Source organism: Streptomyces canus, from assembly GCF_001514145.1.
Lineage (GTDB): Bacteria > Actinomycetota > Actinomycetes > Streptomycetales > Streptomycetaceae > Streptomyces > Streptomyces canus.
On sequence record NZ_KQ948665.1, the window covers coordinates 249,531 to 262,160 of the forward strand.

14 protein-coding genes are annotated in these 12,630 nt (G+C 68.6%); 13 read left to right on the forward strand and 1 reads right to left on the reverse strand.

The window, feature by feature from the left end; all coding sequences use genetic code 11:
• Window positions 1-135 precede the first annotated feature (135 nt).
• The 4 genes from tsf to AQJ46_RS30060 all read left to right on the forward strand — a co-directional run bounded on the left by tsf (window position 136) and on the right by AQJ46_RS30060 (window position 3,808).
• Complete coding sequence (tsf, locus tag AQJ46_RS30045; protein ID WP_059208532.1) at window positions 136-972, forward strand: translation elongation factor Ts; 837 nt, start codon at window positions 136-138, stop codon at window positions 970-972.
• 188 nt (window positions 973-1,160) lie between these two features.
• The gene (pyrH, locus tag AQJ46_RS30050; protein WP_057616567.1) at window positions 1,161-1,919 is read left to right on the forward strand and encodes a UMP kinase; all 759 of its coding nucleotides are present in this window, start codon (window positions 1,161-1,163) and stop codon (window positions 1,917-1,919) included.
• Between the two features lie 147 nt (window positions 1,920-2,066).
• Window positions 2,067-2,624 carry a ribosome recycling factor gene (gene frr / locus AQJ46_RS30055; protein ID WP_057616820.1) on the forward strand — a complete coding sequence of 186 codons (558 nt, stop codon included), beginning with the start codon at window positions 2,067-2,069 and terminating at the stop codon, window positions 2,622-2,624.
• A complete protein-coding gene (locus AQJ46_RS30060) occupies window positions 2,624-3,808 on the forward strand; it encodes a phosphatidate cytidylyltransferase (protein ID WP_057616569.1) in 1,185 nt (394 codons plus the stop codon). Before frr ends, AQJ46_RS30060 begins: the two co-directional genes overlap by 1 nt.
• Window positions 3,809-3,885: 77 nt before the next feature.
• Here the strand turns inward: AQJ46_RS30060 and AQJ46_RS30065 are convergent, their stop codons facing one another.
• Complete coding sequence (locus AQJ46_RS30065) at window positions 3,886-4,479, reverse strand: dihydrofolate reductase family protein (RefSeq protein ID WP_059208533.1); 594 nt, start codon at window positions 4,477-4,479, stop codon at window positions 3,886-3,888.
• Window positions 4,480-4,548: 69 nt separating this feature from the next.
• On the opposite strand from AQJ46_RS30065, the gene AQJ46_RS30070 reads away from it, so the two are divergent.
• The 9 genes from AQJ46_RS30070 (at window position 4,549) to AQJ46_RS30110 (ending at window position 12,630) form a co-directional block, all read left to right on the forward strand.
• Window positions 4,549-5,127, forward strand: a complete 579-nt coding sequence (locus tag AQJ46_RS30070; protein ID WP_059208534.1) for a TetR/AcrR family transcriptional regulator — start codon at window positions 4,549-4,551, stop codon at window positions 5,125-5,127.
• 383 nt (window positions 5,128-5,510) lie between these two features.
• Window positions 5,511-5,822, forward strand: a complete 312-nt coding sequence (locus AQJ46_RS30075) for a hypothetical protein (protein WP_159064066.1) — start codon at window positions 5,511-5,513, stop codon at window positions 5,820-5,822.
• 104 nt (window positions 5,823-5,926) lie between these two features.
• The gene (locus tag AQJ46_RS30080; RefSeq protein ID WP_225887418.1) at window positions 5,927-6,238 is read left to right on the forward strand and encodes a hypothetical protein; all 312 of its coding nucleotides are present in this window, start codon (window positions 5,927-5,929) and stop codon (window positions 6,236-6,238) included.
• Window positions 6,239-6,267: 29 nt separating this feature from the next.
• Entirely contained in the window at window positions 6,268-6,675 is a 408-nt protein-coding gene (locus AQJ46_RS30085; RefSeq protein ID WP_059208536.1) for a hypothetical protein, read from the forward strand.
• 169 nt (window positions 6,676-6,844) lie between these two features.
• Entirely contained in the window at window positions 6,845-7,951 is a 1,107-nt protein-coding gene (gene rlmN, locus AQJ46_RS30090) for a 23S rRNA (adenine(2503)-C(2))-methyltransferase RlmN (RefSeq protein WP_059208537.1), read from the forward strand.
• 127 nt (window positions 7,952-8,078) lie between these two features.
• Complete coding sequence (locus AQJ46_RS30095; protein WP_059208641.1) at window positions 8,079-9,149, forward strand: thiamine ABC transporter substrate-binding protein; 1,071 nt, start codon at window positions 8,079-8,081, stop codon at window positions 9,147-9,149.
• Window positions 9,125-10,795 carry an ABC transporter permease gene (locus tag AQJ46_RS30100; RefSeq protein ID WP_079072481.1) on the forward strand — a complete coding sequence of 557 codons (1,671 nt, stop codon included), beginning with the start codon at window positions 9,125-9,127 and terminating at the stop codon, window positions 10,793-10,795. Before AQJ46_RS30095 ends, AQJ46_RS30100 begins: the two co-directional genes overlap by 25 nt.
• Complete coding sequence (locus AQJ46_RS30105; protein ID WP_059208539.1) at window positions 10,795-11,817, forward strand: ABC transporter ATP-binding protein; 1,023 nt, start codon at window positions 10,795-10,797, stop codon at window positions 11,815-11,817. Before AQJ46_RS30100 ends, AQJ46_RS30105 begins: the two co-directional genes overlap by 1 nt.
• Window positions 11,818-11,841: 24 nt before the next feature.
• Complete coding sequence (locus AQJ46_RS30110; RefSeq protein ID WP_059208540.1) at window positions 11,842-12,630, forward strand: maleylpyruvate isomerase family mycothiol-dependent enzyme; 789 nt, start codon at window positions 11,842-11,844, stop codon at window positions 12,628-12,630.

Below are 12,630 nucleotides of genomic sequence, written 5' to 3' on the forward strand. Positions count from 1 at the left end.
GCGGGAGCGGGGGCATGAACTCCGCTCCCGCCGTTCACCCGTAGGTCAGCGGAGAGTCGGCGGCCCCGGCTACATAGGGGCCGTAGACCCCGTAGATCTTCGATCTTCCAGACTTCGAGAAAGATTCACAGACTCATGGCGAACTACACCGCCGCCGACGTCAAGAAGCTCCGTGAGCTCACGGGCGCCGGCATGATGGACTGCAAGAAGGCGCTGGACGAGGCCGCGGGCGACGTCGAGAAGGCCGTCGAGGCGCTCCGGATCAAGGGCCAGAAGGGCGTCGCCAAGCGCGAGGGCCGCTCCGCCGAGAACGGCGCCGTGGTCTCGATCATCGCCGACGACAACTCCTCCGGCGTCCTCGTCGAGCTCAAGTGCGAGACGGACTTCGTCGCCAAGGGCGAGAAGTTCCAGTCCGTCGCCAACCAGATCGCGCAGCACGTCGCCGCGACCTCCCCGGCCGACCTGGAGGCCCTGCTCGCCTCCGAGATCGAGGCCGGCAAGACCGTCCAGGCGTTCGTGGACGAGGCCAACGCCAACCTCGGCGAGAAGATCGTCCTGGACCGCTTCGCGCAGTTCGCCGACGGCTTCGTGACCGCGTACATGCACCGCACGATGCCCGACCTGCCCCCGCAGATCGGTGTCCTCGTCGAGCTGGACAAGCCGAACCCCGAGGTCGCCCGCGGTGTCGCCCAGCACATCGCCGCCTTCGCGCCGAAGTACCTCTCCAAGGAGGACGTGCCGGCCGAGGTCGTCGAGTCCGAGCGCCGCGTCGCCGAGGAGACCACCCGCGCCGAGGGCAAGCCCGAGGCCGCCCTGCCGAAGATCGTCGAGGGTCGCCTCAACGGCTTCTTCAAGGACGCCACACTGCTCGGTCAGCCGTACGCGCTCGACAACAAGAAGTCGGTCCAGAAGGTTCTGGACGAGGCCGGTGTCACCCTGAAGCGCTTCACGCGCATCAAGGTCGGCATCTGAGTCCGTACCGCGAGCGACGCGCGGGCCCTATAGGGTCGTCAGCAGTCGTCCGGTACGCCGCCACGCACGCGCGTGGCGGACGACAGCAGATCTGACGAGGAGGCCATTGCCGCGCATGGGATGCGAACCAGTTCCCACCGGCAGTGGCCTTCTTCGTATGTGCAACAGGTGAAAGAGGCGGGATCCCCATGACCACCAAGGCCCAGAAGAGCGACGACGGCAATGTGCGCGGCCGGTTTCTGCTGAAGCTGTCCGGAGAGGCGTTCGCCGGTGGCGGGGGCCTGGGTGTGGACCCCGACGTGGTGCACAAGATCGCCCGTGAGATCGCCGCCGTCGTCCGCGACGGTGCCGAGATCGCCGTCGTCATCGGTGGCGGCAACTTCTTCCGCGGTGCCGAACTCCAGCAGCGCGGCATGGACCGCGCCCGCTCGGACTACATGGGCATGCTCGGCACCGTGATGAACTGCCTCGCCCTCCAGGACTTCCTGGAGAAGGAGGGCATCGACAGCCGGGTGCAGACCGCCATCACCATGGGCCAGGTCGCCGAGCCGTACATCCCGCTGCGTGCCGTGCGCCATCTGGAGAAGGGCCGCGTGGTCATCTTCGGCGCCGGTATGGGCATGCCGTACTTCTCCACCGACACCACCGCCGCCCAGCGGGCCCTGGAGATCGACGCCGAGGCGCTGCTGATGGGCAAGAACGGCGTGGACGGGGTCTACGACTCCGACCCGAAGACGAACCCCGACGCGGTCAAGTTCGACGCCCTCGGATACGGCGAGGTCATCACCCGTGACCTGAAGGTCGCCGACGCCACCGCCGTCACGCTGTGCCGCGACAACAAGCTTCCGATCCTGGTGTTCGAGCTCCTGGCGGAGGGCAATATCGCGCGCGCCGTCAAGGGTGAGAAGATCGGCACGCTTGTGGGTGACCAGGACAGCCGGGACTGACCCGGGATACACCCGGTCCCTGACCGGGGGATGGACAATGTCCTGCCGGTCGGGAACCGTGCAGGAAGAAGACGCGACGCAGCCGGCCGCCGCCCCCACGCATACGGAACAGCAGCCGGGCCTACTCAAGACACGCAGGAGCAAGTGGTGATCGAAGAGACCCTCCTCGAGGCCGAGGAGAAGATGGAGAAGGCCGTCGTGGTCGCCAAGGAGGACTTCGCCGCGATCCGCACCGGGCGTGCGCACCCGGCGATGTTCAACAAGATCGTGGCCGACTACTACGGCGCGCCGACGCCGATCAACCAGCTGGCTTCGTTCTCCGTTCCGGAGCCGCGCATGGCCGTGGTGACCCCGTTCGACAAGACCGCCCTGCGCAACATCGAACAGGCGATCCGCGACTCCGACCTGGGCGTCAACCCGAGCAACGACGGCAACATCATCCGGGTGGTGTTCCCCGAGCTCACCGAGGAGCGCCGCCGCGACTACATCAAGGTCGCCAAGGCCAAGGCCGAGGACTCGCGCGTGTCCATCCGCTCGGTCCGCCGCAAGGCCAAGGACGCGATCGACAAGCTCGTCAAGGACGGCGAGGTCGGCGAGGACGAGGGCCGCCGTGCGGAGAAGGAGCTCGACGACGCGACGCACAAGTACGTCGCCCAGGTGGACGAGCTCCTCAAGCACAAGGAAGCAGAGCTTCTCGAGGTCTGATGAACGACTCTTCCTGGGCGACGCCGCCCCACGCCGGGTACTGGGGGCCGTCCGACCAGGGGCCTGCCCAGGGGGCTGACCCGGCGGGTCCCGCGTACGATGCGCATGACGCGCAGCACACTCGGCCCATGCCCATCGTGCCCGACGGACCCGCTGAACCTCGATACGGCGGCGACCAGGATGACGACCGGGGGGCCGCTCGGCTGAGCGGTCCCTTGTTCCGGGACGACCAGTTCCGGGACGAGGCGTTCCGGAACGAGAGGTTCCGCGACGAGACCACGTCGGCGCAGCCCTATGCGGCGGCGCCGCAGAAGCAGAATCCGGAGCCCATGCCCGACTCCTCGCAGCCGGCGCCCGCGCCGCAGAAGAAGAGCGCGGGGCGGGATCTGGGTGCCGCCATAGGGGTCGGGGTCGGACTCGGTGCGGTGATCATCGCGTCGCTGTTCTTCGTCAAGGCCGCGTTCGTCGGCGTGATAGCCGTCGCCGTCGTCGTGGGTCTGTGGGAGCTGACCAGCAGGCTTCAGGAGCGCAAGGGCATCAAGGCGCCGCTCGTGCCGCTGGCGCTCGGCGGGGCCGCGATGGTCGTCACGGGATACGTCAGAGGCGCCGAGGGGGCCTGGGTCGCCATGGCGCTCACGGCGCTCGCCGTCCTCGTCTGGCGGATGACGGAACCGCCGGAGGGCTACCTCAAGGACGTCACGGCGGGCGTCTTCGCCGCGTTCTACGTCCCGTTCCTGGCCACGTTCGTCGCGATGATGCTGACGGCCGAGGACGGGGCGGCCCGGGTGCTGATGTTCCTGCTCCTGACCGTCGTCAGCGACACCGGCGCGTACGCCGTCGGCTGGCGCTTCGGCACCCACAAGCTCGCGCCGCGCATCAGCCCCGGCAAGACCCGTGAGGGCCTGGTCGGAGCGGTGCTCTTCGCGATGGTGGCGGGCGCGCTGTGCATGCAGTTCCTGATCGACGACGGCACCTGGTGGCAGGGCCTGCTCATCGGTCTCGCGGTCGCGGCCAGCGCGACGCTGGGTGACCTGGGCGAGTCGATGATCAAGCGGGACCTCGGCATCAAGGACATGGGCACACTGCTGCCGGGCCACGGCGGCATCATGGACCGCCTGGACTCCCTCCTGCCGACGGCTCCGGTGGTGTGGCTGCTGCTGGTGCTGTTCGTGGGCTCCGGCTGACTTACTTCGCTTGTACGGCTTTCCCGGCCCCCGTCCTGTTCAGGGCGGGGGCCGCGTCGTCAGGGTCTCGAAGCCGCCTAGCGGCGGGTGAGGCGGGTGAGGGTGACGCCGTTGGGGAAGGCGGTGCGCTCGGCCACGTCGAAGACGGTGGGGTCGAAGGGACCGTCGACTACCGGGATTCCGGTACCGGCAATGACCGGATACGTCTTGATCAGCAGCTCGTCCATCTCGGGCAGCAGGGTGCCCGCGAGCCGGCCGCCCCCGCAGAGCCAGATGTCCAGGCCGGCGCCCACCTCGCCCTTGAGCTCACGGACGAGGGAGAGCGGGTCGCTCGGCACGACGGTGACGGCTGGGTCGGTGTCCGGCTTGAGGGTGCTGGACACGACGTACTGGCGCAGGTGTGCGTACGGGCTGGTGATCCCGTTGTCGAAGGCGGGACGGTAGGTACCGAGGCCCATGACGACGGTGTCGAAACGCCGGTTGGGCGCGTCGGCGACGCCGACGGCCGCGCGGTAGGCGGTCGGGATGGTCTCCGGGTACAGCGCGTTCATCCAGCTCGAGTAGGCGGCGGTCTGCTGCTCATCGCCCTGCGGGAAGAAGTCGAACTCGCCACCGGGGCCGGCGATGCGGCCGTCGAGCGAGACGCCGATGTAGTACACGAGCTTTCGCATGGAAATCCCCCACGCGTAGTACTCTACTTGAAGTGGTTTGAACGTAGTACTACATGTGGAGTGGTGTCAATGGTGAGACGGAATGACCAGCGGCGCGCGGCCCTCGTGGACTCGGCGATCGAGGTGTTGGCCAGGGAAGGCGCCCGCGGCCTGACTTTCCGGGCTGTGGATGCCGAGGCAGCCGTTCCCGCCGGCACGGCGTCCAACTACTTCTCCAGTCGCGACGACCTGCTCACGCACGCCGGCGCCCGGGTCTACGAGCGGCTCCAGCCTGACGAGGCCACGATCGCCCGCCAACAGGCGGCCGGCCGCGACCGGGAAACCTATGCGGAGCTGATGCGTGAACTCGTCGGCCGCATCGCCTCCTTCCGTACCGGTTATCTCGCGCTGCTGGAACTCCGCCTTGAAGCCACCCGCCGCCCCGAACTACGCAAGGTCCTCACTCAGCGAGTGCGGGCCGACGTCGACGCCAACGTCGCCTATCACGAGGCTTCCGGCCTCCCTGGCGACGCCATGGCGGTCAAGCTGCTCATCCTGACGCTGAACTGGCTGATCGTTGAGCAGCTCACGCTGCCGGACGTGTTCACGGAGGCAGAGCGTGAACAACTGGTGACGGCCGCCGTGGAGCGCATCGTGGCAGCGGAATAGGTGGCTCGGCCCTGGAATGGCCCAGCGGGCTGCGGAGGAAGCGGGCTGGATCGGGCCTGCTCCGGAGGCAGTGAGGGGATCCGCCGCAGGCCGAGGAACTCAAGAGCGTCACATTCGTGGCCCCGAGCGCCTCGGTGCACCTCTGGCTCCGGTGGGGGATCGGCCGGCGCTGCGCGGGGAGCTCCCATGCCGTCCACCGCGGAAGGCGGTGGGTACAGGACGCTCGGCACCTCTGCGAGAGGGGTAAAGATCACTCTAAGGAGCTGACCGGTTCATTCCCGTCGTATGGCCGGTCTGACAGGCTCTCTGCACTGAGGGAACGAGTCGCAGTGATGCCGTGACACGCAGATCCCTGCCGACGAGGGGTATCGATGCTCAGGTTCATGGACTGGTCCGTCGTCGGGATGGGCTGCTTGCTGGTTCTTCTCAGTTTCGGCTGCCGCTGGTGGGAGCGGGCGAAGGTTCACAAAGGAGCGCGCCCCCGCGAGGGCATGCGCTTCTACTCGATATGGATGCCCCTGCTCATGGGTCTTGGCATGCTCGTCGCCAAGGTGCCGCACATGGTCGGCGCACCCTTCGCCATCGTCATGGCTGCTGACACACTGAACCTTGTCCTGGTGGTCACGACGGCGCTGGTCCTGGCTGTACAGGTGAGGAATCGGGCCAGGTCCGGGCCCCCCGCTGAGTGCGAATAGCGGCGGTCGACGCCGAACGATCTTCTACACCGGGGCCGGTCACTCGCGGAAAGGCCGCCAGGGCTGGCCTTCCGTTCCGTTTGGAACGCTCCGGGAGGCTCCCTGTGCATACCGCCGTCTTCCTGCTGAGAAGCACGCTTGGCCTGGGTGGCATTGAAGCCTTGGCAGCGAGGGTGGTCGCCTGTCACGATCAAGTCGTGGTCAACGTGGCGAAGATCGGGAGGTGGGCGAAGACCTTCCTCGACCTGGTGGGTGGCCCTGTAGTCGGTCTGATGCTGCTGTCTCTCGGCATTCAGAGCTACCTGGATGGTGGATCCATAGGTTGGCCCATCGCGGGATCCGTTTTGTTCTTGATCAATTTGCGAGTGGCCTGGCGGCGATTTGTCGAACTCAGGAAACCGACGGCAGCGGCGTAGCACCGCACAGATGGCAGACGAGGAGCGTCATGGAGCTGTCGCCATCGACGTTGAACCGGCTCGCGAACAGCGCCCTCGGTGCCATCCCCGCAGCGGTGGGCGTTGCTTATGCAACTCAAGCCGATGGCGGGTATTCGCGGCTCGTGGCTTGGGCCGCCGTGATCGGTTTTGCATTTATCGCTGTCCGGGGATATCGACTCGGTGTCACCTGCGACAACCGTAAGGCGACGATCCGTGGCTATTTGCGCACGCGGGTCATCGTGCGAGAGCACATCACCGCCGTCTCGGACTTCCCTGCCTTCAGGTGGACGACTCGCACGGGGCGCAAGCGATGGACACCGATCACGGCGTTCATGGCCAGCCCGAGCGAGACCGCAGGGAGCCGGCTCTCGAAGGAGCGCATCACCGCGAAACTGCGGCGGTGGGCGAGGCACTAGACCGCGGGCGCCAAGCCCTTGGGCCGTCCCTGGGCCGTCCCTGGGCCGTCCCTGGGCCGTCCCTGGACCTGCGAAGCCGGCCAGCGCTGACAGGCGACGCCCACGGGTGACCACCCACACCCCGTTCTGGCCTGGGTCCCCGCAGATGATCTGCGACACTGGATGGGTTATGCCTGCACCCGGAGAACTCACTTTCGTCGCCCCCCGCGGAGCCAAGAAGCCGCCGCGGCACCTCGCCGATCTCACGCCCGCCGAGCGCAAGGAGGTCGTGGCGGGGATCGGGGAGAAGCCGTTTCGTGCCAAGCAGCTCTCGCAGCACTACTTCGCGCGGTACGCGCACGACCCGGCGGAGTGGACCGACATCCCGGCCGGCGCGCGCGGCAAGCTCCAGGAAGCGTTGCTTCCCGAGCTCATGACCGTCGTACGGCATCTGTCGACCGACCAGGGGACCACGCGCAAGACCCTGTGGCGGCTGTTCGACGGGACGCTCGTCGAGTCAGTGCTCATGCGGTACCCGGACCGGGTGACCATGTGCATCAGCTCGCAGGCGGGCTGCGGGATGAACTGCCCCTTCTGCGCCACCGGGCAGGCGGGTCTTGACCGGAATCTGTCCACCGCCGAGATCGTCCATCAGATCGTGGACGGGATGCGGGCGCTGCGGGACGGAGAGGTGCCGGGCGGGCCCGCGCGGCTGTCCAACATCGTCTTCATGGGGATGGGCGAACCTCTGGCGAACTACAAGCGGGTCGTCGGGTCCATTCGCGCGCTCACCGATTCCGCGCCCGACGGGCTCGGTCTCTCCCAGCGCGGCATCACCGTGTCGACCGTGGGGCTCGTGCCGGCCATTCACCGGTTCTCCGACGAAGGCTTCAAGTGCCGGCTCGCGATCTCCCTGCACGCGCCCGACGACGAGCTGCGCGACACCCTCGTCCCCGTGAACACGCGGTGGAAGGTGCGCGAGGTGCTCGACGCCGGGTTCGAGTACGTCGAGAAGTCGGGGCGGCGCCTGTCCATCGAGTACGCGCTGATCCGCGACATCAACGACCAGGCCTGGCGCGGTGACCGGCTCGGCCGCCTGCTCAAGGGCAAGCCGGTGCACGTCAACCTGATCCCGCTGAACCCGACCCCCGGGTCCAAGTGGACCGCCTCCCGGCCCGAGGACGAGAAGGCCTTCGTCGAGGCCATCGCCGCCCATGGTGTGCCGGTGACGGTCCGGGACACCCGTGGACAGGAGATCGACGGGGCCTGTGGTCAGCTCGCGGCCACCGAGCGGTAGTCTGACGGACGTACGTACATCTTCATATCCGACAGGGGAGCGCCACAGCGCTGAGAGTGCGGCAATCGGGCCGCAGACCCTCTGAACCTCGCCCAGGTCATTCTGGGTAGGAAGTTCGGTCATCACCGTGAACAACAAGAAGTTTCTTGCTGCCGTCGTCGGGCTCGGCATCGTCACGCTGTCCGCGTGCGGTTCGTCGTCCGACGGCTCCAAGAGCTCCGGCTCCAAGAGTGTCACCCTGGTCAGCCACGACTCGTGGGCCGTCTCCAAGAGCGTCCTCGCCGACTTCGAGAAGAAGTCCGGCTACCAGGTCAAGGTCCTGGAGGACGGCGACGCCGGACAGGCCGTCAACAAGGCCATCCTCACCAAGGACAACCCGCAGGGCGACGTCTTCTTCGGCGTCGACAACACCCTGTTGTCCCGCGCGCTCGACAACGGGCTCTTCCAGTCGTACGAGGCCAAGGGCGCCGATCGGATCAAGGCCGGGTACCGCGTCGACAGGGACAAGGTCACGCCCATCGACACCGGCGACATCTGCGTCAACTACGACAAGGCCTACTTCACCGAGCACAAGCTCCAGCCGCCGACGTCGTACGACGATCTGATCAAGCCCGCCTACAAGAACCTCCTCGTCACCGAGAACGCCTCCACCTCCTCGCCGGGACTCGGCTTCCTCCTCGGGAGTGCCGCGAAGTACGGCGATGACGGCTGGGAGGGCTACTGGAAGAAGCTCAAGGCCAACGGCGTCAAGGTCGTCGACGGCTGGGAGCAGGCCTACAACGAGGAGTTCTCCGGTTCCGCCGGGGGCAAGAAGGCGAAGGCCGACCGGCCGCTCGTCGTGTCGTACGCCTCCTCGCCGCCCGCCGAGGTGATCTACGCCGACCCGAAGCCGACGACCGCCCCGACCGGCGTGGCGCAGGGCACCTGCTTCCGGCAGATCGAGTACGCCGGACTGCTGAGCAACGCCGCGAACGCCAAGGGCGGCAAGGCGTTGCTGGACTTCCTGCTCACCAAGGAGTTCCAGCAGGACATGCCGCTCAACATGTTCGTCTACCCGGTGGTGACCGGCGCCCAGGTGCCTGCCGAGTTCACGCAGTACGGTCCGCAGGCCAAGGACCCCGAGACGATGGACCCGGCGAAGATCGCCGACAACCGTGACGACTGGGTCAAGTCGTGGACCTCGCTCGTACTGAAGTAAGGACCCGCAAGGGCGTCAAGAACGCGGCGGCCCGGCTCGGACTCATGGCCGTGCCCGTCGCGTTCTTCGCCGTCTTCTTCGCCTATCCCGTCGCCGCGATCGTCACGCGCGGACTCAAGACCGACGGGACCTGGCAGCTCGGCCGGATCACCGACGTCCTCACCCAGCCGGACATCCGGCACGTCCTGTGGTTCACCACCTGGCAGGCGCTCGCCTCCACCGCGCTCACGCTCCTGGTCGCGCTCCCCGGCGCGTATGTCTTCGCACGCTTCGACTTCCCCGGGAAGCAGATCCTGCGGGCCGTGGTCACCGTCCCCTTCGTGCTGCCGACCGTCGTCGTCGGTACGGCCTTCCTGGCGCTCGTCGGCCGTGGCGGGCTGCTCGACGAGCTGTGGGGCGTACGGCTGGACACCACGGTGTGGGCGATCCTGCTCGCGCACGTCTTCTTCAACTACGCGGTCGTCGTACGGACCGTCGGCGGACTGTGGGCCCAGCTGGATCCGCGTCAGGAGGAGGCCGCGCGGATGCTGGGCGCGTCCCGGCTCAGGGCCTGGCGGACGGTCACGCTCCCCGCACTCGGGCCCGCCGTGGCCGCCGCCGCCCTCATGGTGTTCCTCTTCACCTTCACCTCCTTCGGCGTGGTGCAGATCCTCGGGGGGCCGACCTTCTCGACCCTCGAAGTGGAGATCTACCGGCAGACCTCCGAGATCTTCGACCTGTCCACGGCCGCCGTGCTGACGCTGATCCAGTTCGTCGCGGTGGGCGCTGTTCTCGCCCTGCACGCGTGGACCGTACGGCGCCGGGAGACCGCGCTGCGGCTCGTGGACGAGTCCGTCACCGCCCGGCGGCCCCGAGGGGCGGGGGAGTGGGGGCTGCTCGCCGGGGTCGTGGGCAGCGTCGCCGTCCTCCTGGTGCTGCCGCTCGCGGTGCTGGTGCAGCGGTCGCTCGGCGCTGCCGACTTCGGCTACTACCGGGCGCTGACCCACAGCGACGGCGGGGTCTTCCTCGTCGCGCCGATCGAGGCGGTCGGGAACTCACTGGAGTACGCCCTCGCCGCCACCGCCATCGCGGTGGTGATCGGGGGCCTCGCGGCGGCCGCGCTGACACGGCGGGACGCGGGCCGGTTCGTACGGGGCTTCGACGCGCTGCTGATGCTGCCGCTCGGGGTGTCCGCGGTGACCGTCGGCTTCGGGTTCCTGATCTCGCTCGACGAGCCGCCGCTGGACCTCAGGCAGTCCTGGATCCTGGTGCCGCTCGCGCAGGCGCTGGTCGGGGTGCCCTTTGTCGTGCGGACCATGCTGCCGGTGCTGCGGGCCGTGGACCACCGGCTGCGAGAGGCCGCGGCCGTGCTCGGGGCCTCGCCGTGGCGGGTGTGGCGGGAGGTCGATCTGCCCATGGTGCGGCGGGCGTTGCTGATCGCGGCGGGCTTCGCCTTCGCCGTGTCGCTGGGCGAGTTCGGGGCCACGGTGTTCATCGCGCGACCCGACAACCCGACGCTGCCGGTCGCCGTGGCACGGCTGCTCGGGCGGGCCGGTGATCTCAACTACGGCCAGGCGATGGCCCTTTCGACGATCCTGATGGTGGTGTGCGCGGTGGCGCTGCTGGTGCTCGAACGGCTGCGGCCCGACCGGACCGGGGAGTTCTGATGCTGCTGAGCCTTGAGGACGCGACGGTACGGTTCGGCGGACGGGCCGTGCTCGACGAGGTCGGTCTCGATGTCGCCGAGCACGAGATCGTGTGTGTGCTCGGGCCCAGCGGCAGCGGCAAGTCGACGCTGCTGCGGGTGGTGGCCGGCCTTCAACCCCTCGACGAGGGCCGGGTCCTGCTCGACGGGCGTGACCAGGGCGGGGTGCCCGCGCACAAGCGCGGGGTCGGGCTGATGTTCCAGGACCATCAGCTCTTCCCGCAGCGGGACGTGGGCGCCAATGTGGCCTTCGGGCTGCGGATGCACGGGGCCACGAGGACGCAACAGGACGAGCGGGTGCGGGAGTTGCTCGACCTCGTCGGGCTTCCCGGTGCCGCCCGCCGGGCCGTCGGCGCGCTCTCCGGCGGTGAGCAGCAGCGGGTCGCACTGGCCCGCGCGCTCGCACCCCGGCCCCGGCTGCTGATGCTCGACGAGCCGCTCGGACAGCTGGACCGCTCGCTGCGGGAGCGGCTGGTCGTCGAACTGCGGGAGCTGTTCGGGCGGTTGGGCACCACGGCGCTCGCGGTCACCCACGACCAGGGCGAGGCCTTCGCGCTGGCCGACCGGGTCGTGGTGATGCGCGACGGGCGGATCGCCCAGTCCGGTACGCCTCTCGAGGTGTGGCAGCGGCCGGCGGACGAGTTCGTGGCCCGCTTCCTCGGCTTCGAGAACGTCGTCGAGGGCACGGTGGTGGGTGAGGTCGCGGACACCGCGTGGGGGAAGGTTCCGGTGCCTTCGGGAGCCGCCCAGGGGGTCAGGAGTGTGCTCGTGCGGCCGGCCGGAGTGCGGCTCATGGCGGCCGACGAGGGCCTCGGCTGCACGGTGGCCGCGCGGACCTTCAAGGGCACCCACGTGGCCGTCCATCTGCACCCTCGGGAGGGCGGGCCGCGGTTGGAGGCCGCGTGTGCGCTCCGTGCGGCGCCGGAGGTCGGGGACACGGTCGGGGTGGAGTTCGACCCGGCCGAAATCCTCGTGCTGGATTGACCGGGCGGCCTTAGGGTGCGGGGCATGACCCTGCTCGGACATGACCGCTACTGCGACGAGATCGCTCACCAGGTCGGCCTGTTGAGGGACGTGCTGACGTCCGGGGCCGACCTGTCCGTGACCGTGCCGACCTGCCCGGAGTGGTCGCTGGAGCGGCTGGTGAGGCACACCGGGGGCGCCCTGCGCTGGGTGGAGCTGATGGTGCGGACCCGGGCCCGGGAGGAAGTGCCCGAGGATCAGGTGCCGTTGGGGGAGGGGCCCGAGGACGCCGGGGCGCTGGACGCCTGGCTCGCGGAGACGGGGGAGATGCTCGTCGCCGCGCTTCGGGAGGCCGGGCCGGATGCCAAGGTGTGGTCCTGGGCCGGGATCCCCACCTCGGGCTTCTGGGCCCGCAGGATGGCACACGAACTCACGGTCCACCGTGCCGACGCCACGCTCGCCGCCGGGCAGCCGTACGAGGTGGCCCCGGAGATCGCCGCCGACGCGATCGACGAGTGGTTGCAGATCGTGGAGTTCGCACAGCGGACCATGCCGGACGACGAGTCGAGGGAACTGCGCGGCTCCGGGCGCAGTATCCATCTGCATGCCACCGACGGGACGCCTCGACTGAACGCCGAGTGGGTGGTCGAGCTCACCGAGGATGTCATCGTGTGGCGGCGCGGGCACGAGAAGGCGACGGTCGCCCTGCGGGGCCCGCTGACCGCCGTCATGCTCGCCTTCTACCGTCGACTTCCCCTGGACAGCCCTGAGTTGGAAGTCCTCGGCGAGCGGCAGTTGCTGGAGTTCTGGCTGCAGCAGGCCACCTTCGGATGA